At 71.9% G+C, this 21448-nt stretch carries 21 protein-coding genes; 13 read left to right on the top strand and 8 right to left on the bottom strand.

The annotated features are described in order from the left end of the window. Window positions 1-208 precede the first annotated feature (208 nt). The gene (locus tag ACKUU6_RS06670; RefSeq protein ID WP_407987530.1) at window positions 209-1552 is read left to right on the top strand and encodes a M14 family metallopeptidase; all 1344 of its coding nucleotides are present in this window, start codon (window positions 209-211) and stop codon (window positions 1550-1552) included. A gap of 211 nt (window positions 1553-1763) precedes the next feature. Here ACKUU6_RS06670 and ACKUU6_RS06665 read toward each other — a convergent pair whose 3' ends face one another. Next, window positions 1764-2603 carry a helix-turn-helix transcriptional regulator gene (locus ACKUU6_RS06665; protein ID WP_407987529.1) on the bottom strand — a complete coding sequence of 280 codons (840 nt, stop codon included), beginning with the start codon at window positions 2601-2603 and terminating at the stop codon, window positions 1764-1766. Between the two features lie 136 nt (window positions 2604-2739). On the opposite strand from ACKUU6_RS06665, the gene ACKUU6_RS06660 reads away from it, so the two are divergent. Together ACKUU6_RS06660 and ACKUU6_RS06655 are read left to right on the top strand one after the other, a co-directional pair. Then, a complete protein-coding gene (locus ACKUU6_RS06660) occupies window positions 2740-3777 on the top strand; it encodes an NAD(P)-dependent alcohol dehydrogenase (RefSeq protein WP_407992054.1) in 1038 nt (345 codons plus the stop codon). 10 nt (window positions 3778-3787) lie between these two features. Continuing rightward, on the top strand, window positions 3788-4057 hold the full coding sequence (locus ACKUU6_RS06655; RefSeq protein ID WP_407987528.1) for a putative quinol monooxygenase: 270 nt from the start codon (window positions 3788-3790) through the stop codon (window positions 4055-4057). Here the strand turns inward: ACKUU6_RS06655 and ACKUU6_RS06650 are convergent. Continuing rightward, window positions 4050-4919: an Fpg/Nei family DNA glycosylase gene (locus tag ACKUU6_RS06650; RefSeq protein ID WP_407987527.1), complete on the bottom strand. Its 870-nt coding sequence runs from the start codon at window positions 4917-4919 to the stop codon at window positions 4050-4052. The genes ACKUU6_RS06655 and ACKUU6_RS06650 overlap by 8 nt on opposite strands. 30 nt (window positions 4920-4949) lie before the next feature. Next, window positions 4950-6383 (bottom strand): PLP-dependent aminotransferase family protein, encoded by a 1434-nt coding sequence (locus ACKUU6_RS06645; RefSeq protein WP_407987526.1) that lies wholly within the window; start codon window positions 6381-6383, stop codon window positions 4950-4952. Here ACKUU6_RS06645 and ACKUU6_RS06640 point away from each other — a divergent pair. Next, window positions 6382-7278, top strand: coding sequence for a DMT family transporter (locus tag ACKUU6_RS06640; RefSeq protein ID WP_407987525.1), 897 nt, complete (start codon window positions 6382-6384; stop codon window positions 7276-7278). The genes ACKUU6_RS06645 and ACKUU6_RS06640 overlap by 2 nt on opposite strands. A 20-nt stretch (window positions 7279-7298) precedes the next feature. On the opposite strand, the gene ACKUU6_RS06635 is transcribed toward ACKUU6_RS06640, so the two are convergent. Together ACKUU6_RS06635 and ACKUU6_RS06630 are read right to left on the bottom strand one after the other, a co-directional pair. Continuing rightward, window positions 7299-8336, bottom strand: coding sequence for a sugar ABC transporter substrate-binding protein (locus tag ACKUU6_RS06635; protein ID WP_407987524.1), 1038 nt, complete (start codon window positions 8334-8336; stop codon window positions 7299-7301). A gap of 260 nt (window positions 8337-8596) precedes the next feature. Further along, window positions 8597-9550, bottom strand: a complete 954-nt coding sequence (locus ACKUU6_RS06630; protein WP_407987523.1) for an EamA family transporter — start codon at window positions 9548-9550, stop codon at window positions 8597-8599. A gap of 215 nt (window positions 9551-9765) precedes the next feature. Here ACKUU6_RS06630 and ACKUU6_RS06625 point away from each other — a divergent pair, with 215 nt between their 5' ends. Beyond that, on the top strand, window positions 9766-11193 hold the full coding sequence (locus tag ACKUU6_RS06625; RefSeq protein ID WP_407987522.1) for a lipase maturation factor family protein: 1428 nt from the start codon (window positions 9766-9768) through the stop codon (window positions 11191-11193). Between the two features lie 170 nt (window positions 11194-11363). Next, complete coding sequence (locus ACKUU6_RS06620; protein WP_407987521.1) at window positions 11364-12962, top strand: hypothetical protein; 1599 nt, start codon at window positions 11364-11366, stop codon at window positions 12960-12962. A gap of 88 nt (window positions 12963-13050) precedes the next feature. Here the strand turns inward: ACKUU6_RS06620 and ACKUU6_RS06615 are convergent, their stop codons facing one another. Then, window positions 13051-13539: a cupin domain-containing protein gene (locus tag ACKUU6_RS06615; protein ID WP_407987520.1), complete on the bottom strand. Its 489-nt coding sequence runs from the start codon at window positions 13537-13539 to the stop codon at window positions 13051-13053. A gap of 138 nt (window positions 13540-13677) precedes the next feature. On the opposite strand from ACKUU6_RS06615, the gene ACKUU6_RS06610 reads away from it, so the two are divergent. From ACKUU6_RS06610 to ACKUU6_RS06590, 5 genes are all read left to right on the top strand, one after another. Continuing rightward, a complete protein-coding gene (locus tag ACKUU6_RS06610; protein ID WP_407987519.1) occupies window positions 13678-14079 on the top strand; it encodes a PPOX class F420-dependent oxidoreductase in 402 nt (133 codons plus the stop codon). A gap of 59 nt (window positions 14080-14138) precedes the next feature. After that, complete coding sequence (locus tag ACKUU6_RS06605) at window positions 14139-14912, top strand: EI24 domain-containing protein (protein WP_407987518.1); 774 nt, start codon at window positions 14139-14141, stop codon at window positions 14910-14912. Window positions 14913-14974: 62 nt separating this feature from the next. Continuing rightward, entirely contained in the window at window positions 14975-16225 is a 1251-nt protein-coding gene (locus ACKUU6_RS06600; protein WP_407987517.1) for a cytochrome P450, read from the top strand. A gap of 23 nt (window positions 16226-16248) precedes the next feature. Continuing rightward, entirely contained in the window at window positions 16249-16713 is a 465-nt protein-coding gene (locus ACKUU6_RS06595) for a GNAT family N-acetyltransferase (protein ID WP_407987516.1), read from the top strand. A 94-nt stretch (window positions 16714-16807) separates the two neighbouring features. Beyond that, a complete protein-coding gene (locus ACKUU6_RS06590) occupies window positions 16808-18073 on the top strand; it encodes an ATP-binding protein (RefSeq protein WP_407987515.1) in 1266 nt (421 codons plus the stop codon). Between the two features lie 4 nt (window positions 18074-18077). Here ACKUU6_RS06590 and ACKUU6_RS06585 read toward each other — a convergent pair whose 3' ends face one another. Next, a complete protein-coding gene (locus ACKUU6_RS06585; protein ID WP_407987514.1) occupies window positions 18078-18335 on the bottom strand; it encodes a Prokaryotic metallothionein in 258 nt (85 codons plus the stop codon). Between the two features lie 136 nt (window positions 18336-18471). Between ACKUU6_RS06585 and ACKUU6_RS06580 the strand changes: the two genes are divergently transcribed. After that, window positions 18472-18807: an antibiotic biosynthesis monooxygenase family protein gene (locus ACKUU6_RS06580; protein ID WP_407987513.1), complete on the top strand. Its 336-nt coding sequence runs from the start codon at window positions 18472-18474 to the stop codon at window positions 18805-18807. Between the two features lie 44 nt (window positions 18808-18851). Here ACKUU6_RS06580 and ACKUU6_RS06575 read toward each other — a convergent pair whose 3' ends face one another. Further along, complete coding sequence (locus ACKUU6_RS06575) at window positions 18852-19499, bottom strand: HdeD family acid-resistance protein (protein WP_407987512.1); 648 nt, start codon at window positions 19497-19499, stop codon at window positions 18852-18854. 158 nt (window positions 19500-19657) lie between these two features. Here ACKUU6_RS06575 and ACKUU6_RS06570 point away from each other — a divergent pair, with 158 nt between their 5' ends. Beyond that, on the top strand, window positions 19658-21394 hold the full coding sequence (locus tag ACKUU6_RS06570) for an NAD-binding protein (protein ID WP_407987511.1): 1737 nt from the start codon (window positions 19658-19660) through the stop codon (window positions 21392-21394). Window positions 21395-21448: the final 54 nt, after the last annotated feature.

Raw genomic sequence — 21448 nt, 5'->3', positions numbered from 1 at the left:
TCTCTCCTGGTAGGCAGGTTGGCGAGGAGGCCAGCATCGGACAGTTGAGCGGACGTCAGGTGACATGACAAGTACATCTGGCAGAAGACTTCGCCACGGGCGGTATTGACCCACGCATGACAGTGGCGCGACCATCGTGGTGTCTCGGCGCGCGCCGCAGTTGCTCCCTCCATCCGTCCTACCGGACAACCCCCACAGGAGGACAGTTATGCGACTGCTCCGTCGCGGAAAGCCCGTCGCGGCCGTTGCCGCCCTGCTCGCGATCGCCCTGACCGTCCCGCTCGCCTCCGAGGCCGACGCCAAACCCGCACCGGTGAGCGAGAGTTCGTCCACCGCCCAGGACGAGGCGATCACCCAGTACGCCATCGACGGCCCCCGTACCGTCGGCGACCGGAGTGCGATCGCCGCCGTCGGCGTCTCGATCGACGAGGTGGACGCCCAGTCGGTGGTGGTCTCCGCCACCGCCGCCGAGGCCCGCCGACTCCGGTCCCAGGGCTGGAAGTTGACCGCACTGCCGGGCCCGGAGGCCGAGACCGGGCTGGGCGCCGGCCTCAACGACTTCCCGTCCAAGGACTCGATGTACCACAACTACGCCGAGGCCACCGCCGACATCAACGCCGTGGTGGCGGCCCACCCGAGCATCATGAGCAAGCAGGTGATCGGCAAGTCCTACGAGGGCCGCGACCTGTTCGCCATCAAGATCAGCGACAACGTCGGCACCGACGAGGCCGAGCCGGAGGTCCTGTTCACCCACCACCAGCACGCCAGGGAGCACCTCACCGTCGAGATGGCGCTCTACCTGCTGCACGAGTTCGGCGACAAGTACGCCACCGACAGCCGGATCGCCAACGCGGTGAACAGTCGGGAGATCTGGATCATCCCGGACGTCAACCCGGACGGCGGCGAGTACGACGTGGCCACCGGCAACTACCGCAGCTGGCGCAAGAACCGGCAGCCCAACTCCGGTTCCAGCTATGTCGGTACGGACCAGAACCGGAACTGGAACTACAAGTTCGGCTGCTGCGGCGGCTCCTCGGGATCCACCTCCAGCGAGACCTACCGGGGCAGCGCCGCGGAGTCCGCCAAGGAGGTCAAGGTGGTCGCCGACTTCGTCCGCAGCCGGATCGTCGGCGGCAAGCAGCAGATCACCGCCGCGATCGACTTCCACACCTACAGCGAGCTGGTGCTCTGGCCGTTCGGCTGGACGTACGACAGCACCGTCCCCGGCATGACGGCGGACGAGTACAACACCTTCGCCACCTTCGGAAAGACGATGGCCGCCAGCAACGGCTACACCCCCGAGCAGTCCAGCGAGCTGTACATCACCGACGGCACGATCGACGACTGGCTGTGGGGGTCGCAGCGGGTCTTCGCGTACACCTTCGAGATGTACCCGACCGGCAGCAGCGGCGGCGGCTTCTACCCGCCTGACGAGGTGATCGGCCGGGAGACCAGCCGCAACCGGGACGCCGTGCTGCGCCTGGTTGAGAACGCCGACTGCATGTACCGCGCGATCGGTAAGCAGCAGCAGTACTGCGGGATCGCGTCCTGAACGCGCTCCGCCGGTGAGTGCCTCGCCCGGCAGGGTTCGCCCCGTCGCGCCGCCCGGCACGTGCCCTCGCCGCACCGAAGAAAGACCCAAGTAGCTCTCCGCTACGAGGGGCTTCCCCGGCACGCCGAGAGCACGCACCGAACGACGCTCCTTGTGGGACAAACCCTGCCGGGCGAGGCACAAGCCTGCCCGGGTCCCGGCCGGCGGAGCGTCAGACCGTACCGGCGCGGGCGGCGTCGAGCACCGCCCGGAGGGCCGGCTCGGCGGGCGAACCGGCCTCGGCGGTGTAGACGACCAGGGCCTGGTCGGGATCGTCCGGCAACCGCAGCGTTTCGTACGCGAGGGTGAACGCACCGGCTGCGGGATGCCACATCACGTACTCGCCGTGGGTCTTCTCGCGGACCTCCTGGTCTTCCCAGAGCCGGGCGAACTCCGGGCTGAGCCCGGTCAGCCGGGACACCAGGTCGGTGTACTCGGGGTCGCACTGGTGCCGGCCGAGGTCCATCCGCAGGATCGCCACCAGGTCGCGGGCCTTGCACTCCCAGTCCACGTACCGGTCGCGCAGCCGCTCGTCGCAGAAGTGCAGCCAGGTGAGGTTCCGCTGCTCCGGCTCCAGCGCGTCCAGGTCCACCTGGAGCAGCGCGGTGAACGGCCCGTTCCAGGCCAGGACGTCCGTCCGGCGCCCGACCACCAGGGCGGGGGTGTCGGGCAGCGAGTCCAGCAGGCGCAGCAGCCCCGGGCGGACCCGCTGCGCGGGCCGCGCGCCGGTGACGTCCGGGCGGACCAGGTGCAGCAGGTGCTGCCGCTCGGCCTGGTCGAGCCGCAGGGCGGTGGCCACCGCCTCGATCACGGTGTCCGAGACGTTCTCCGCCCGGCCCTGCTCGAACCGCACGTAGTAGTCCACGCTCACGCCGGCCAGCTGGGCCAGCTCCTCCCGGCGCAGCCCCGGCACCCGGCGGCGCTCACCGTACTGCCGCAGCCCGGCGTCGGCCGGTTGCAGCCGGGCGCGTCGTGACCGCAGGAAGGTGCCGAGTTCAGCCTTGTTGCCCATACCCCGATCCTAAGGGTGGTTCCGGCAGACCCAGGTTCGCCGGTTCCCAGGTGGCGCGGAGTGCTGGGTAACCCGTCGCGGTCCCGGCAGTATCTGTCCTGACAGCACGCCGGACCGAAGGACACCACACATGAGCATCACCACCGTCGCCGCCTACGCCGCCCCGGCCCCCAAGGCCCCGCTGGAGCGCACCACCGTGCCGCGCCGGCCGGTCGGCGAGCACGACGTCCTGATCGACATCAAGTTCGCCGGCATCTGCCACTCCGACATCCACCAGGTGAACGAGGACTGGGGCCAGGCCCCGTTCCCGATGGTGCCCGGCCACGAGATCGCGGGCCTGGTGACCGAGGTCGGCCCCGGTGTCACCCGGTACGCGGTCGGTGACCGGGTCGGCGTCGGCTGCTTCGTCGACTCCTGCCGCGAGTGCGACAACTGCCTGGCCGGCAACGAGCAGTACTGCACCGGGGGGATGACCTTCACCTACCCCTCCGGCCCCACCGGTGAGGCCACCTACGGCGGCTACAGCACCCACATCGTGGTGGACGAGAACTACGTCCTGGGCATCCCGGAGGGCATCGGCCTGGCCGAGGCCGCCCCGCTGCTCTGCGCCGGGATCACCCTCTACTCGCCGCTCAGCCGCTGGGAGGCGGGCCCGGGCAAGAAGGTCGCCATCGTCGGCCTGGGCGGCCTCGGCCACATGGGCGTCAAGATCGCCCACGCGATGGGCGCCGAGGTCACCGTGCTCAGCCAGTCGCTGCGCAAGCAGGAGGACGGCCTGCGGCTGGGCGCCGACCACTTCCACGCCACCGCCGACCCGGCCACCTTCACCGAGCTGGCCGGCACCTTCGACCTGATCGTCAACACCGTGTCGGCCACCCTGCCGCTGGACGACTACCTCGGCCTGCTGCGCACCGGCGGCACCCTGGTCAACGTCGGCGCCCCGGCCGAGCCCACCTCGGTGAACATGTTCTCGCTGATCAACGGCCGCAAGCAGCTGGCCGGTTCGATGATCGGCGGCATCCGGGAGACCCAGGAGATGCTGGACTTCTGCGCCACCCACGGCCTCGGTGCCGAGATCGAGACCATCGCGGTGGACCAGATCAACGAGGCGTATGCGCGGGTGCTGGCCAGCGACGTGCGGTACCGCTTCGTCATCGACACCGCCACGTTCTGACGGTGCCGGCATGCTGACCGTACTGGTCGAGTACGAGGCAGGTCCTGGTCAACAGGACCTGCTCCGTACGGAGTTGGAAGCCATGCTGGAACCGGCCGCCGAACTGCCCGGCTGTCTGGCCTTCGAGCTCTACCTCGACCCGAACTGCCCGGACCGGATGCTCACGGTCGAGCGGTGGACCAGCCCGGCCGGATGGCGGGCGCACTACGGGCAGCGCGCCGGACGGCTGGGGGGGCTGCTGCTCCGTCCCGCCACCGTCCGCTGCACGGGCGCTACTTGAGCAGTCTGGACAGCCGGCGGTCGGCCAGCACCCGGCCGCCGGTCTGACAGGTCGGGCAGTACTCCAGCGAGGAGTCGGCGAAGTTCACCGAGCGGACGGTGTCCCCGCAGCGCGGGCAGGGCTCACCGGCCCGGCCGTGCACCGCGAGGCCCGCCTTCTTCTCGGCCTTGAGCGCGTCGGCGGTGGTGGCGCGGGCCCGCTCGACCGCCGAGTCGAGCACCTGCCGGACGGCGACGTACAGCCTGCCGAGCTGCTCCTCGTCCAGCGAGGGCGCCAGCGCGTAGGGGGAGAGCCGGGCCTCGTGCATGATCTCGTCCGAGTAGGCGTTGCCGATGCCGGCCAGCCCGGTCTGGTCGGTCAGGAAGGTCTTCAGCCGCTGGCGCCGGGCCGCCGCCAGCTCGGCCAGTCGCTGCCCGGTGAACTCCGCGCTCAGCGGGTCGAGGCCCAACCGGGCGATGCCGGGCACCAGTTGGGGGTCGGTCACCACGTACGCGGCCAGCCGTTTGGTGGTGCCCTGCTCGGTCACCTCGAAGCCGGAGCCGTCGTCCAGCACCAGCCGCAGCGCCTGCGGCCCCCGCCCCGGCCGGGCACCGCCGGGACGGTCGGGGAAGGCGGCCCGGTGCCGGATCCACCCGGCCCTCGCCAGGTGCAGCACCAGGTGCAGCCCCTCCCCGGTCAACAGGTCGAGGAACTTCCCGTGCCGGGACACCGAGGTTACGGGCTGCCCGTGCAGCGCGGTCATCGGCGGGTCGAAGGTCTTCAGCACCTGGATCGACAGCACGTCCACCCGCTGGACGGTCCGCCCCCGGCACGCCTCGGCGATCCGCTCGGCGAGCGCCTGCACTTCCGGCAATTCGGGCATAGCGCCCAGTTTATGGCGGCCCCTGACCCGTCAGCCGTCCATGGTGCGGGCCAGCCGGGTGACGCCCTCGACCAGATCGGCGAGGTTGCGGCAGGCCGCGTAGCTGATCCGCAGGTGCGGGGCGGGCGGCTCAGCGGCGAAGTACGGGCGGCCGGGGGTGACCGCCACCCCGTGGCGGCGGGCGGCGGCGGCCAGTTCGCGGTCGTCGGTGCCGTCCACCAGCCGCAGCCAGAGGTGGTAACCGCCGGACGGGATCCGTTCGCCCAGTACCTCAGGACGCAGCCGGGCCAGGGCGTCCACCGCCGCCCGACGACGCTCGGCCAGCGCGGCCGAGATGTCCCGGAGCTGGCGCGCCCAGGCGGGCGAGCCGACCAGTTCGAGCGCGCTCTCCTGGAGCGGCCGGGGGACGAAGAAGCTGTCCACCGCCTGCACCGCCCGGAGCCGCTCGAAGGCGGGCCCGCGCGCGGTCAGCGCGCCGACCCGCAGGCTCGGCGAGGTGGCCTTGGTCAGCGAGCGGACGTGCACCACCACCCCGTCCGGGTCGTCGGCCGCGAGCGCCGGGGCGGGCGGCGGCGAGTCGGCGTGCACCAGCAGCCGGGCGAAGTCGTCCTCCACCACGAAGGCCCCGGCCGCCCGGGCGATCCGCAGCACTTCACGGCGCCGCTCGGTGGAGAGCACTGTGCCGGTCGGGTTGTGGAACAGCGGCTGGCAGACGAAGGCCCTGGCCCGGGTCGCGGCGAACGCCTCGGCCAGCAGGTCGGTGCGCACCCCGTCCTGGTCCACCGGCACCGGGACCGTTCGGAGACCGGCGGCCTGGGCCACCGCCAGGGTGCCCGGGTAGCTCGGGGACTCCACCAGCACCGGCGCGCCGGGCGCGACCAGCGAGCGCAGCGCGGTGCTAAGTGCGCCCTGCCCGCCCGCCGTGATCAGCACGTCCGAGGTGCTCAACGTACCGTCGGGACCGCCGATCTCCCGGGCGAACCAGGCCCGAAGCTCGGTCAGCCCCTCCACGGGCGGACGGCCCCAGGCGCCCGGCCGTCGCCCCGCCCTGGCCAGCGCGGCGGCCAGCGCCCGCTCGGGCTGGAGCGAGGGGTGCAGATAGCCGCTGTTCAGGTCCAGCACGTCGGCCGGCTGCATGGCGAGGGAGCCGAGTACCCCGCTGGCGTCGGTCCGCCGGTCCTGCCCGCCGAAGGTCTCGGCGCTCAGCGCCAGCTCCTGCCAGGAGAGGTCGCCCGGCTGCGCGGGCGCTGCCCGCCGCTCGGCCCGGAACACCCCCGCACCCGGGCGGGACACCACCAGGCCCTCCGCCACCAGGGTGCCGATCGCCCGGGAGACCGTCACCGGGCTCACCTGGTGCCGCTCCACCAGGGCCCGGCTGGACGGCAGCTTCTCATGGGGATAGTAGCGGTTCAGCTCGGCCCGAAGGATGGCGGCCAGCTCGGCCACACTGCTACGCTCGGTCATGACAGCAAACGATAGCGCTATTCGACCGAGCACGATAGCGGTCGGCGGTGGAACGGTCCTGGCGGCTCTGGGCGTGGTCTCCTTCTCGCTGAGCTTCCCGGCCACCGTCTGGTCGCTCAGCGGCTTCGGCCCCTGGTCCGCCACCGGCCTGCGCGGCGCGCTCGCGGCCGTGGTCGCCGCGGTCGGTCTGGCGGTCGCCCGGGCACCGTTCCCCGCCCGCCGGTACTGGCCCGGGCTGCTGGTGGTGGCGGTCGGCTGCGTGGTCGGTTTCCCGCTGCTGACCACCTTCGCGCTGGGCATCTCCTCCACCGCGCACACCGCCGTGGTGGTCGGGCTGCTGCCGCTGGCCACCGCCACCTTCGCGGCGCTGCGTTCGGGCGTCCGGCCGTCCCGGACGTTCTGGTGCGCCGCGCTGGCCGGGGCGGCGGTGGTGCTCGGCTTCACCCTGCAGCAGAGCGGCGGGGCGCTGACCCTGGCCGACCTCTACCTGCTCGGCGCGCTGGTGGTCTGCGCGGCGGGCTATGCCGAGGGCGGTCGGCTGGCCAGGGAGCTGCCGGGCTGGCAGGTGATCGCCTGGGGCGTGCTGGCGGCCGCGCCGGTGATGGTGGTGACGGCGGGCGTCGCGGTGACCTTCGAGCCGGTGCACCTGACGGTCCGTGCGCTGACCGGGCTGGCGTACATCGCGGCCGTCTCGCAGTTCGGCGGCTTCGTGCTCTGGTACCGGGGCATGGCCGAGATCGGCATCCCGAAGGCCAGCCAGCTCCAGCTGGCGCAGCCGCTGCTGACCCTTGGTTGGGCGGTGCTGCTGCTCGGCGAGACCCCGAGCCCGGCCGCCCCGCTGGCCGCGCTCGGAGTGCTCGCCTGCATCGCCGTCACCCAGCGGGCGCGCGGCTAGGCCCTGTCCGGGCGGATCCGCTACTTGATCCCGGCGTCCGCGCAGGCCGCCGCGTGGGCGGCGTCGCAGATCTCCTCGGCCGTGTACAGGCCGCCGGCCACGATCGTCTCGGCGACCTTGGCCTTGGTCACCACGACCGGGCTGAGCAGCATGGACGGGATCTGCGCGCCGCCGCTCTCGGTGACCGAGGTGGCCACCGCGGTGATGCCGAGGCCCTTGAGCAGGTAGACCGCGATGCTGGCGGCCGCGTCGGCCTCCGGGCGGTACGGCTTGTAGATGGTGTACGCCTGTTCGCCCGTCAGCAGGCGGCGTACGGCGTCGATGGAGGCGTCCTGGCCGCCGACCGGGACGTTCTTCAGGCCGGCGCCCTTCAGGGTGGCGATGATCGAGGTGGCCATCCCGTCGTTGGCGGAGTAGACCGCCTGGATACCGTCCTTGCCGAGACTCTGGATCGCCTCGGTGGTCTTCTGGGCGGCCGTCTCGGGCTTCCAGTCGCCGGACTGCTCGTACCCGATCCGCTTGACCTTGCCGTCCAGCGCCTTGTGGGCGCCGGCCTTGAACATCGCGGCGTTGGGGTCGGACTCCGCACCGTTGATCATCACCACGGTGGCCTGGGCGGCCTTCGGGCCGAGCGCCTGGACCAGCGCCTCGCCCTGGAGCTCACCGGTGCGCTGGTTGTCGAAGGAGACGTACGCGGTCACCTTGCCGGCGGCCAGCCGGTCGTACGCGATGACCTTGGCGCCTTTTTTGTCGGCCTGCTCCACCCAGTCCGCAGTGACCTTGGAGTTCACCGGGTCGAGCAGGATCACCTTGACGCCCTTGGCCAGCAGCTGGTCGAACTGCTGCCGCTGGAGCGTCTCGTCGCCGTCGGCGTTGGCGTAGTCCACCGCGCACTTGGTGCACAGGGAGCTGATGGCCGACTCGATCATCGGCTTGTCGAAGCTCTCGTACCGGGTGGACGAGCTCCGCTCGGGCAGCAGCAGGCCGACGGTCTTGCTGCCGGTGGAGTTGGGGTCCGGTGTGCCGTCCTGGCCACAGGCGGCCAACGACAGAGTCATTGACACGGCGACCGCGGCGAGGAGGGAGCGGCGCGTTGCGTTCATGGTGGGTGGTGCCTCCCTGACTGCGTGCCGCAGCTTTGCGGCAGCGGAGGGAGTCAAGCTGTCGGGCCGATGTAACGTCAAGAATTTAACCATGCAGATGGGACAGGTATGCCAATCGTTACTTTCTCGAATTGGAGCGTCCTATTGGTCGGTATATGCCAAGGGCCCGCCTTCACAAGATGACGGGCCCTCTCCGACCGGTTGTTGACGGTGGGTCAGCGTTCGGTGCGCACCACCAGGCAGACGGCGGCCACCACGATGCCGCCGCCGAGCACGATCGGCCAGCTCAGTGGTTCGGCCAGGATCAGCCAGCCGAGCAGCACGGCCACAACCGGGTTCACGTAGGCGTAGGTGGCGACCAGTGGCAGCGGTGCGTTCTGCAGCAGCCACGCGTACGCGGTGAAGGCCACCAGGGAGCCGAACACGATCAGCGCGGCCAGCGCGAACCACGAACGGGTGGAGACGGCCGCCAGCTCCAGCGCCTGCGGCTCGCCCTGGAGTGCGGCGACGCCCAGGCAGCCGAGACCGCCGGTGATCATCTCGTAGGCGCTGGTGGCGAAGATGTTCTTCGGCATCGGCAGCCGGGAGGCGAGGAAGGAGCCGCCCGCCCAGGAGAGCGTCGCCACGATCACCAGCAGCACACCGACCAGCTTGACGTCACCGCTCACCCCGGGCACGGTCAGCACGCCGAGCCCGACCAGTCCGAGCAGCACCCCGGCCAGGGTGGTCCGCGAGGTGCGCTGGCCGGAGCTCAGCCGCAGCAGCACCAGCCAGAGCGGGACCACGGCGATCAGCAGCGCGGCCAGCCCGGACGGCACGTCCCGCTCGGCCAGCACCACCATGCCGTTCCCGCCGAGCAGCAGCATCAGCCCGACCAGCCCGGCCGAGCCGAGCTGGCGCGGCGTGACCCGGAGGGCGGACGGGCCCTGCCGCCAGGCCACCAGGCCGGCCAGCAGCAGCCCGGCGGTGATGAAGCGGGTGGCGGCGGAGAGGAACGGCGGCATGGTCTCGACCGCGATCCTGATGCCCAGGTAGGTCGAGCCCCAGACCACGTAGACGATGGCGAGCGCGCCCCAGACGGCGGCCGAGGTGGCGGCCTTCGGGGTGGTGGCGGGGACGGAGTCCTGCGGGGAGCGGGTGTTCGGCCGGGACTGCTGAGACGCGGTCATGTGTGTCTCCATGGTTTGGTGCTGTCAGGCGAATGGCACCACATCGCGGCGGCTCGCGCGAGCGACTTTGCTGCCAAGCAGGGTCAACTTGCTGCCAAGGGTGCGCCCCGCCGCCGGGGGATGCGCCGAGTGGCTGACCCTGCCGGTGGTGTCGCCCGGCCGCCGGTGGTCCCGGTGGTAGTCCTAGGACCGTCCGTTGGGAGGAGCGGTCCGGCGTGGAGTGGTTCGCGGCACCCGAGTACTGGTGGGGACGGCTGGTCTTCCAACGGTTGGTCGCCGCTGTGTACTTGTTGGCCTTCCTGGCGGCCGCCCGACAGTTCCGGGCCCTGCTGGGGGAGCACGGCATGCTGCCGGTGCCCCGGTTCCTCGCCAGGACCGACCGGTGGCAGGCGCCCACGCTGTTCCGCGTCCACTACTCGGACCGGGCTTTCGCGGGCACGGCCTGGGGCGGCGCCCTGCTCGCCGCCTGCCTGCTGGCCGGTGCGGGCGAACTCGTCCCGCTCTGGGCCGCGATGCTCTGCTGGAGCCTGCTCTGGCTGCTCTACCTCTCGATCGTCAACGTCGGCCAGACCTGGTACTCCTTCGGCTGGGAGACGCTGCTGCTGGAGTCGGGCCTGCTGGCCGCCTTCCTCGGCAACGGCGAGGTGGCTCCGCCGGTCACGGTGCTCTGGCTGCTCCGCTGGCTGCTGTTCCGGGTCGAGTTCGGCGCCGGGATGATCAAACTCCGGGGCGACCGCTGCTGGCGCGACCTGACCTGCCTGCGCTACCACCACGAGACCCAGCCGATGCCCGGGCCGCTCAGCTGGTTCTTCCACCACCTGCCCGACCGGCTGCACCGGGTCGAGACGGCGGCCAACCACGTCGTCCAACTGGTGGCCCCGGTCGGTCTGTTCCTGCCCCAGCCGGTGGCCGGGGCGTGTGCGGTGCTGATCGTGGTCACCCAGCTCTGGCTGGTGCTGTCCGGTAACTTCGCCTGGCTGAACTGGCTCACCATCGCGCTGGCCTGCTCGGTCCTGCCGGTGGCCGGGGGCACGTCGACGCCCGGGCCGCCCTGGTACGAGGGGCTGGTGCTGGCCTTCACGCTGCTGGTGCTGATGCTCAGTTACCGTCCCGCGCGGAACCTGTTCTCGCACCGTCAGGTGATGAACCGTTCGTTCGACCGGCTGCACCTGGTCAACGCCTACGGGGCGTTCGGAGCGGTCAACCGCCTCCGACTGGAGCTGGTCGTGCAGGGAACCTCCGACCGCCGGGTGTCCGGGCGGTCGGTGTGGCAGGAGTACGGTTTCCACGGAAAACCCGGCGAGCTGCACCGGATGCCGCGTCAGTTCGCGCCGTACCACCTGCGGCTGGACTGGCTGATGTGGTTCGCCGGGATCTCCCCGGCGTACGCGCGGCCCTGGTTCAGGCCGTTCGTCCACCGCCTGCTCTCGGGGGACCGCGACACCCTGCGGCTGCTCCGGCGCAATCCCTTCCCGGACGCGCCGCCCGAGTACGTCCGCGCGCTGCTCTACCGTTATCGCTTCACGGACTGGCGCACGCTGCGCACGACCGGCGCGTGGTGGGAACGCACGCTGGTGCGTGAGTACCTACCACCGGTGCGACTGTCCGACTTTCGCCCTGCTGTCCGAGGTGATCCCCGCTGACCGGTACGCCCGGCGCGCCGTGCCCGAACCCGACCGGGTGCGTGCACGGCTCGAACGCCCACCCGTATCCTGGGCGTCCGCACCGGGCGCTCCGCCAGTCCCGCCCGTGCCGGCGGACCACACCGCCGCCACCGCCCCCCGTCCGCCCAGCCACGAACCGGACTTCACACATGACCGTGAACTATCTGAACGACGCCGACAACCCGGCGGTGGACGCAGCTCCCTCCTCGGTGGGTGACCCGCGCGAGGATCTCGGCCGCTACGCCGAACTGGGCGGTTTCACCCTGACCGCCGAGGCCAACCCCTGGTACGCGGCGCAGGCCGTGGCCACCTCCGAGGACGCCCGCGCCGCCTCCACCGCCCTGGCCGAGCTGCGCAGCCACGACCTGATCGCCACCCGGGACAGCCTCGCCGCCCTGCTCGGCGACGCCGCCACGCCCGCGACGCTGACCGAACTCACCCGGCTCACCGCCATCCTGCAGCGCGCCCACGGCACGTCGACCGCGCTGCGCCGCGAGGTCTACGACGCCGACCTGGACGCGCTGACCGCCGCGCTCGCTCCGGCGCGCTGGCGGCGCGAGCAGGGCGTGAAGCTGCCCTGGGGGCGTAGGCGGGCGCTGCGCGCCGAGGCCAAGAGCTTCGCGCTCGACGGCCGGGTCCGCCGGGCCGAGCTGCTCGACGCCGTCCGCACCGCCGCCGCGACCCACGCCGACTGGACCGCTGCCGCCGGTGCCGCGACCCGTCCCGTGGTGACCGACGCGGCCGGGCTGAGCTCCGTCGCGCAGGCCGTCGAGGAGCTCGGCCAGGCGGTCCGGACGCTGGCCGCCCTGCTGCCCGGCCAGTCCCTCGACACCCTCCCGCTGACCGAACTCGCCGACCTGGTCGACCGCCTGGCCGCCGACGAGGGCACCCTCTACCGGCTGCCCTCGCTCCGCGCGCTGCACACCGCCCTGGCGGACAGTGGCCTCGGCGAGCTGCTGGCCGAGTTGGCAGAGCGTCAGGCCGACCGGGAGGCGGCGCTCGCCGCGTACGACCGCCTGAACGGCACCGCCACCGAGGCGGCGGCGATCCAGGCGCTGGCGGCCGGTCCGCGCGAGCCGGAGGTCGCCGAGCCGGTCGAGGTCGCAGCGGTGGAGGTCGCCGAGCCGGTCGAGGTCGAGGCGGTGGTCGAGCCCGAGCTTGAGGTTGTCGCCGAGGTGACCCCTGAGCCCGAGGCCGTGGTTGAGCCCGAGCTTGAGGTTGTCGCCGAGGTGACCCCTGAGCCCGAGGCCGTGGTTGAGCCCGAGCTTGAGGTTGTCGCCGAGGTGGCCCCTGAGCCGGAGGCGGTGGTCGAGCCCGAGGTTGTCGCGGAGGTGGCCCCTGAGCCCGAGGTTGTCGCCGAGCCGGTCGAGGTCGAGGCTGTGGTCGAGCCGGAGCCTGAGCCCGCGGTGGTTGCCGACGTGACCCCCGAGCCCGAGCCCGCAGTTGTCGCCGAAATCGCCGTCGCCAAGCCGGAGTTGGCGGAGCCCGAGGTCGAGGCTGAGCAGCCCGTGGTCGAGGAGTCGAAGCCGGCCCGCCGCCCGAAGAAGCCGGCCGTCACCGCCGGCCGCGCCGTGACCGCGTACGAGCCCGCCGAGCTGACCGCTCTGGTTCGGTGGATCGACAGCGACGGCACCGACCGCAGCGAGGACGAGCTGCTCCGCGCCGCCGTGAAGGAGCTCGGCTTCTCCCGGGTCGGCCCCCGCCTCAAGGAGGCGCTCGCCCCGGCGATCGCCGAGGTCCGCGCCTGAGTCAGGCAGTGTCGGACCCGAGACGCCCCCGGACCGAACGGTCCGGGGGCGTCTCGGCGTCCGGAAGGCGAGGCCGGAGCGCCGGGGATCAGCGCCCCGCGCGCCCCGCCCAGACCGGGCTCTCGAAGTAGTGGTTGTCGAAGTGCTGCCCGGACTCCCGGATCTCCTGCACGCTCGCCTCGCCCTTGTTCACCCGGTCCAGCAGCCGGTAGTAGTCGAAGCGGTCCATCCCGGGCGTGAACACCACCAGCACGTCGGCTGTCGAGTCCGCGGCCGGCGCGAACGCGTGCGGGGTGCCGGGCGGCACCGCGAGGAAGTCGCCGCGGCCGAGGGTTTCGATCCGGTCGCCGACCAGCACGTCCAACTGCCCGTCCAGGCCGAAGAAGAACTCGGTTGCCCTGGTGTGGAAGTGCGGGGGAGCCCCGATCGCGCCCTTCTCGAAGGTCGCCCGGTTGCTGGTGACCTTGCCGCCGGTCTGCGCGGAGTCCGCCAGCAGGGTGATCAGGCTGCCCGGTGCGTCCGCCAGGACCTCGGCATCGGCGGCGCGGACCAGGACGACATCGTGAGCGTTGGACATGGTGCGTTCCCCTCGAACTGCTGTGCTTGCTCTGACACCACCGAATCTAGTCGGCCGGCGGCCCATCAGTTCGGTGCATTCGATCACTCGTTCCTTGGGCCAATTCACCGCTCGCGGCCGCCCCGTAGACTTCCGCGCATGGACGCCACCCCCGAGCAGCTCGAACTCATCCGCAGCCTGTCCGCCGGGAGCTACCTGCTGGTGACCACGTACAAGAAGGACGGCACCCCCGTCCCCACCCCGGTCTGGGTGGTACGCGACGGTAACGCCCTCGGCATCTGGACGGTCACCGACTCCTGGAAGGTGAAGCGCATCCGCAACCGCGCGGACGTCCTGGTCGGCCCCTGCGACGCGCGCGGCAACCCCACCGGTGACTCCGTCCCCGCGACGGCCGAGGTCCTCGCCCCCGGGGAGACCGCCGCCTACCGCACCCTCCTGCGCCGCAAGTACGGCCTGCTCGGCGTGGTCACCCTGCTCGGCAGCAAGCTCCGCCGCGGCGACAGCGGCACCATCGGCATCCGGATCACCCTCCAGGACTGACGCCCTGTCCGTGCACCCACTGCGGGAGCGTCCGGGTGACGGATCGTAGGCTTCGCCGCATGCGAGATTTCGTGGCGGGGCTCGGCTACCTGCTCAAGGGTCAGAAGTGGGTGGCGCGACACGGTCGCTGGTGGGGCTTCGGGATGATCCCGGCGCTGATCACCCTGGTCGGGTACGCGGCGGCGCTGGCCGCCCTGACGGTCTGGTCGGAGGACCTGATCGACTGGGCCACCCCGTTCGCCGACGACTGGGGTTCGCCCTGGCAGGGGCTGCTTCGGGGCGCCGTGCTGGTCGGGCTGCTCGGGGCCGGGGTGGGCCTCTCGTTGGTGACCTTCACGGCGGTGACGCTGCTGGTCGGGCAGCCGTTCTACGAGTCGCTCTGCGAGCAGGTGGACGAGACCGAGGGCGGCGCCCCTCCGAAGCCGGACGTCCCGCTCTGGCGGGAGCTGCTGGTGTCGGCCCGCGACAGCCTGTCCGTGCTGGTGCGGATGCTGGCGTTCGGGATCGTGCTCTTCCTCTGCGGGTTCATCCCGGTGGTCGGCCAGACCGTGGTGCCGGTGGTCGCCCTCGCGTTCTCCGGCTACTTCCTGGCGGTCGAGTTGACCGCCGTCGGCCTCCAGCGGCGCGGCGTCCCGCAGCGGGAACGCATGCGGCAGCTGCGCGCTCGGATGGGCCTGGCGCTCGGATTCGGGATGCCGTTGGCGCTGCTCTTCCTGGTGCCGTTCGTGACGGTGCTGGCGATGCCCGGTGCGGTCGCGGGCGCCACCCTGCTGGCGCGTGACCTGGCGCCGGTCGAGGAGGAGAATGACGACGAGGAATTCACGCCAGAGTAGGTAAATATGAATTGCTAGTGGGAATTTGACTTCCCGTCCGAAGCTGCACGATAACTGCCGACATGAGCGCAACGACCGACCTCGGAATTCCCCTTGGCATCGACCTGGCCGACCCGGAGTTCTGGCGGCTCCCGCTGCCGGAGCGGGCCGCCGCCTTCGCCCGGCTGCGCGCGCTCGGTGGCCCGGTGTACTTCACCGACCTGCGCACCGGCACGGGCTTCCACGCGCTGGTCCGGCACGCCGACGTGGTCGCTGCCAGCCGGACGCCGGAGGTGTTCATCAGCGGCCCCGGCGTCACCACGCCCGAACCGGCGCGCTGGGTACGGACCCTGTTCGGCGACTCGATGGTCAACCTGGACGACCCCCGGCACGCCGACCTGCGCCGGATCGTCTCGCGCGCCTTCACGCCGCGTCTGATCGCCAAGGTCGAGGACGACATCCGTTCGGTGGCGCGGGAGGTGGTGGACGAGGTGATCGCCCGCCGCCCGACCGACTTCGTCGGCGCGGTCGCCGCCGAACTGCCGTACCGGGTGATCTGCAACATGATGGGCATCCCCGAGCCGCAGCGGAACCGCATCCTGGCCCTGGTCAACCACGCCTCCGAGCACACCGGCGTGGCCCGCAGCCGGATCCGCGTCCCCGGAAAGGGTCTGCGCGCGCTGGCCCGGATGCAGGGCACGATCGCGGCCCTGGGCCGGGAGCGGCGGCGCCGTCCGACCGACGACCTGATCTCCGCCCTGGTCACCGCCGACGTGGACGGCCGCCGGCTCAACTCCCGTGAGCTGGGTGCCTTCTTCTCCCTGCTGCTGGTGGCCGGAGTCGAGACCACCCGCAACGCGATCGCCCACGGCCTGCACCTGCTCACCGAACACCCCGCCCAGCGCGAGCTGTTGCTCTCCGATCTTGACACCCACCTGCCCGGTGCGGTCGAGGAGATGGTCCGGCACTCGACCCCGATCATCCAGTTCCGCCGCACCGTCGCGGCCGACCACGAGCTGAACGGCACCCGGCTCGCCGCCGGGGACAAGGTGGTGCTGTTCTTCGGCTCCGCCAACCGGGACGAGGCCGTCTTCGCCGACCCGGACGCCTTCGACATCACCCGCTCACCCAACCCGCACCTCGGATTCGGCGGCGGCGGCCCGCACTTCTGCCTCGGCGCCTACCTGGCCCGCCAGGAGATGAAGGTGCTGTTCCGCGAACTCCTCACTCGGCTCCCCGACATCCGCTCGATCGGCGAGCCGGAGCTGATCCACTCCAACTTCGACAACCGGGTCAGGTCGCTGCGCTTCGAATATCTGGTTCTGTCCAGCTGATCAGTTCGATTACGGTGCTCGGTATGACGACTTCGCCCCGCCTGGTACCGGTCACCCCCGACAACTTCGACGCCGTGGTCGGGGTGAAGGTGCGCCCCGACCAGGAGTTCGCGGTCAGCCCGGTGCTCAAGTCCCTGGCCGAGGCGTACGTGCACCCGGAGGTGGCCTGGCCGCGCGCGATCGTGGACGGTGACCGGGTGGTCGGCTTCGTGATGGCCTTCCTGGACATCGACTGGCGCCAGGACGGGGGCACCGACATCCGTTCCGGCCTCTGGCGACTCAACATCGACGCCGGTGAGCAGGGCCACGGATACGGGAAGTTCGCGGTGCACGCGGTGGCCGAGGAGATCCGCCGCCGCGGCGGCACCCGGCTGACCGTCACCTGGCACCCGGGCGAGCACGGCCCCGAGGGCTTCTACCTCGGACTCGGCTTCCGGCCGACCGGCGAACAGAGCGACGGCGAGACGGTCGCCGACCTGGAGCTGTAGCAAGCAGCAAGCGGCACCGCGTACGGTTCGGCGGCGCGGCTTGTCCGTTCCGGCGGGGACCGGGGGCGGGCGCAGGCCCCTAGCGTTCCGGGGCATGAACGAGTGGCTGATTCACGACTACCGCGAGGACGACCTGGCCGCAGTGGTGCACCTGATCGACACCACGGCCGAGCTGGGCCAGGAGTCGGTGTACTCGCTGCCCGAGTGCATCACGGCGCTGACCTCCCGTCAGCCCGCCGTGGTGGCGGTCAGCGGGGGAGTGCCGATCGGGGCCGCGCTGGCGCACCTGGCGGGGGACAGGGCCTGGGTGATGCGGATCGCGATCGCCCCGGCCTGGCGCGGCCGGGGCCTGGCCAGCGGCCTGCTGCGCGAGCTGGAGCGGCGGCTGCTGGAGCGGCGGGTGCGCCGGATCGCGTACGTGCTGCCGGAGGAGGAGCTGCTCGGCGAGGGGCTGCGGAACGCCGGGTACACCCGGCGGCCGGCCGTCGCGTACTTCGAGAAGGCCGAGCCGACCGGGCCGGGCGGCAACGCGCTGGAGGAGCTCGGCGGCCGCCTGCTGCCGGGTGACCTGTGGGGCGGGGTGGCCGGGATGGCGGCGGAGAAGGACCTGATCGAACGTCGGGTGGTGCAGCCGCTGGCCGAGCCGGAGCGGGCCGCCAGGCACGGCGTACGGCCGCCCAGGGCGATCGCGCTGTTCGGCCCGCCCGGGACCGGCAAGACCACCTTCGCCCGAGCGGTGGCCTCCCGGCTGGGCTGGCCGTTCGTCGAGTTGCTGCCGTCCCGGTTGGCCGACGAGGGCAACCTCGCGGCGGCGCTGCGGACGGCGTTCGGGCGGATCGCCGAACTCGAACGGGTGCTGGTCTTCATCGACGAGGTGGAGGAGATCGCGCCGGTCCGGGGCAAGGGCGTGCCGTCCGGACTGCACGGGGTGACCAACGAACTGCTCAAGCTGATCCCGGGCTTCCGGGAGGGCGAGGAGCGGCTGCTGGTCTGCGCGACCAACTCGATCCGCTCGCTCGACCCGGCCTTTCTGCGGCACGGCAGGTTCGACTACCTGATCCCGATCGGCACGCCGGACGCCGTGGCCCGGCGGGCGATCTGGGCCAGGTATGCCGACGGGCGGGCCGGGGTCGAGCTGGACCGGCTGGTCGAGGGGAGCGAGCTGTTCACCCCGGCCGACATCGAGCACGCCGCCCGCAGCGCGGCCCAGGCCGCCTTCGAACGGGACCTGGCGGGCGACGGCCCGGCGGGCGCCACCACGGGGGACTACCTGACCGCGATCGGCCGGTGCCGCCCGACCGTCACGCCCGCGATGATCGAGGACTTCACGGTCGACATCACCTCCCACGGCCGGATGTAGCCCCTCAGCCCGGGTGGCTGCCGACCGCGTCGCGGATCTGCTCGCCCAGGCCGCCGTCGCGGCGGGCGCAGTTGGCGCAGCAGAAGAACTTGCCCGAGACCTCGACGCCGTGGCCGACGATCCGGACCTGGCAGTACTCGCAGCGCGGCGCCAGCTTCTCCATCGCGCACTCGAAGCTGTCGAAAGTGTAGCTGTCGCCGGTGACCGTCCTGATCTCGAAGGACAGCCAGTAGTCGTTGCCGCAGGTCGCGCAGACCGCCATGGGGAGCTCCGTCTCTCAGCGGGGAATGCCCGGCCGGGTCCGGCCGTGCTGCCTCCAATCTCCGCGCGGTGGCCAGGACCGGCAATCGGCACGCGGCCGAACGGATACTGGAGGCAGTGGCTCGGAGGTGGTCGACATGATCGTCCGGATCTGGGAGGCGCAGGTGGCGCCCCGACGGGTGGACGAGTTCTGCGCCGTACTGTGCGAGGAAGCGCTCCCGCTGCTGGCGGAGGCCGACGGGTTCGAGAGCTTCGAGCTGCTCAGGTCGGTGACCGAGCAGGACCACCGGGTGCTGCTGGTGACCCGCTGGCGGGACGAGGCGGCGGTGCGGGCGTACGCCGGACCGATGTGGCGGATCAGGCCGGTCTGGGCGGAGGGCGAGCTCGGCTACCTGGAGCACCCGCCGACCGTCTCGCACTTTCGGCCGACACCGGTCCAGTGGGACCGGACGACACCCGTCGGCAGCACCTGACCGGCCTACTCCGTCGCCGCCCAGGTCCACGCCGGCGGCGGACCTCACATCCCCGAAGGAAGCTCCCGGGCGCGGTGGCGGATCTGGAGGGCGGTGGCGACCTCGACGATGCCGAGGGCCACCAGGCCGCAGCCCGCCAGGATGGTGAGGGCGGTGACCGAGTGGGCCGGCCAGACCATCAGCAGCACGCCCGCCAGGGTGTTGACCGCGCCGCCGAAGAACTGCCAGCCGCGGGCCGGCATCGCCGGGTCGGAGGCGGCCGCCGCGAGCTGGGTGATGCCGCGGAACAGCCAGCCGATGCCGATCCAGATCGCCAGCAGCAGGACCGACTGCGCGGCGCTGCGGAAGCAGAGCAGCCCCAGCAGGACGCAGATCGCACCGCTGATGAAGGCCAGCACCCGTAGCGCGGTCGAGGCATGGGTGCCGAACGCGGCGACCAGCTGCACGACGCCGATGATCAGCAGGTAGAGGCCGAACAGGACGCCGACCACCCACAGCGTCTGCTTCGGCCAGACGAGGACGATCACGCCGAGGACGAGCGAGGCGAGTCCCGCCCCGAGGACGGCCTGCCAGGCGGCGCGCGCCAGCCGCTGCATCGGACCCTCCAGTACCTGGCCCTCCAGCGGCGGACGGGCGTCGAGGTCGTGCGGATCGGCCATGGTCTTCTCCTGACGGACAGTGGTGTTGATCATCCCCACTCTTCCGGCGTGGTTCCGGTCCCGCCTGGTGAGCGCGGCCGTTCGGGGGACACGAACTGATGGGCGGTCAGTTGCCTGACCGACACCAGGCCGACACCCCGGCCGATATGATCGAGGTCGGACGACTGCGGAGCAGCATGGTCGGGGGGCCGGTGAGTCACTACGTCGTGTGCGGCGGCAATGCGCTCGCTCACCGGTTGATCCGGGAGCTGATCGAGCAGTACGAGGTCCCGGTGGTCGCCCTGGTGCCGGATCTGACCCAGGACCACGGGCCGCAGATCAGCCAGCTGCCCGGACTCTCCGCGGTGCACGAGTACGCCACCGTCTCGGCCGAGGCGCTGCGGGCCTGCGGGGTGGAGACGGCGGGCGGCATCGCGCTGGTGGACGGCACCGACGAGGGGAACATCCACGCCGCGCTGGCCGCCCAGAACCGCAACCCCGGCATCCGGATCGTGCTGCGGATGTTCAACGAGCGCCTCGGTGAGCACCTGGAGCGGCTGCTGCCGAACTGCGCGGCGCTCTCCGGCTCGGCCACCGCCGCGCCCGCCTTCGCCAACGGCGCGCTGGAGCGGCCCAACTCGGTGCGGGTGGGCAGCCGGTTCCTCTACGTCGCGTACGACGGCGAGATACAGGAGAACCAGCTCTGCGTGGTCGCCGACCGGATCGACCCACAGGACCTGGGCCGGATGCGGCTGCTGCCGCAGACCGCGGGCCGCGCGGCCGAGTTCATCGCGCTGGCCCGCCGCTTCGGCGACGAGGGGGAGTACGGGCCGAGGTCCCAGGAGGAGTACGAGCAGCGCGGCGGGATCGCCGCCCTCCAGGCGCTGACCGAGGAGCCGCCGGTACGGATCCCGTGGTGGGCCAGGATGCGCTGGTGGCTGCTGGACACCCTGCGGTTCTTCACCAGCGCCCGCCTGCGGTTGCTGCTCGCCATCGCGGTGGTGGCGGTGCTGATCAGCGGGGCGGTGATCTGGTACTCCACCGGGCACCTGGGGTGGGCGCTCTACTACACCCTGCTGGACATGGCGGGCGCGGCCAGTGCCGACCAGCCCGGGCAGACCGTGCCGGGCGGCGGTTGGCAGCGGACTGCCCAGGTGGTGATCACGTTCTGCGGGATCACCTTCGTCCCGGTGGCCACCGCGATCGCGGTGGAGGCACTGGCCACCGGGCGGCGCGGGCTGCCCAGGGCGCCCGGCGCCGGCACCAGGGACCACGTGGTGGTGGTCGGGCTCAACCACCTCGGCACCCGGGTGGCCGGCATGGTGCGGGAGTCCGGCGTGCCGGTGGTCTGCATCGAGCGCGATCCGCAGGCCAGGGGCGTGGCGGCGATGCGGGCGCTGGGCGTACCGGTGCTGGTCGGTGACGCCCCGTTGGCCGGGCAGCTGCTCCGGGCCAGGGCCGGGCACGCCCGCGCGGTGGTCTCGGTCACCCGGGACGACGCCGCCAATCTGGAGGTGGCACTGGAGGCCAGGGCCTTGCAGCCCGAGGTGCGGATGGTCCTGCGGCTGTTCGACGACGACTTCGCGCACCAGGTGTACGCGACGCTCGGCAACGTGGTCTCGCGCTCGATGTCGTACCTCTCCGCGCCTGGTTTCGCGGCCGCCCTGATGGGGCGTGAGGTGCTCGGGACCCTCTCGGTCTTCCGTCGGGTGCTGCTGGTCGCCGAGCTGACGGCGGAGCCGGGCTCCGGACTGGCCGGCCGCAGCGTGCACGACCTGGAGGAGCCGGGAGGCGTCCGGGTGGTGGCCGTCCGGCTGGCCCGGCTGCCGGACGAGTACCAGTGGAACTACCCCGACCGGGCCCGCCTGCTGGGTGAGGGCGACCGCATCCTGGTGGCGGCCACCCGCAGCGGCCTGGCCCGGCTGAACACCGGTCAGACGGCGGTCTGACGCGGCGGTCCCGCAGGCCCTACACTCGCGGGACTACTGGCGGGTAGCAGGGGA

Source organism: Kitasatospora sp. CMC57, from assembly GCF_045866025.2.
GTDB lineage: Bacteria > Actinomycetota > Actinomycetes > Streptomycetales > Streptomycetaceae > Kitasatospora.
The sequence above is the reverse complement of the archived record's forward strand: the minus strand, read 5'-3'. Positions and strand labels throughout refer to the sequence as shown.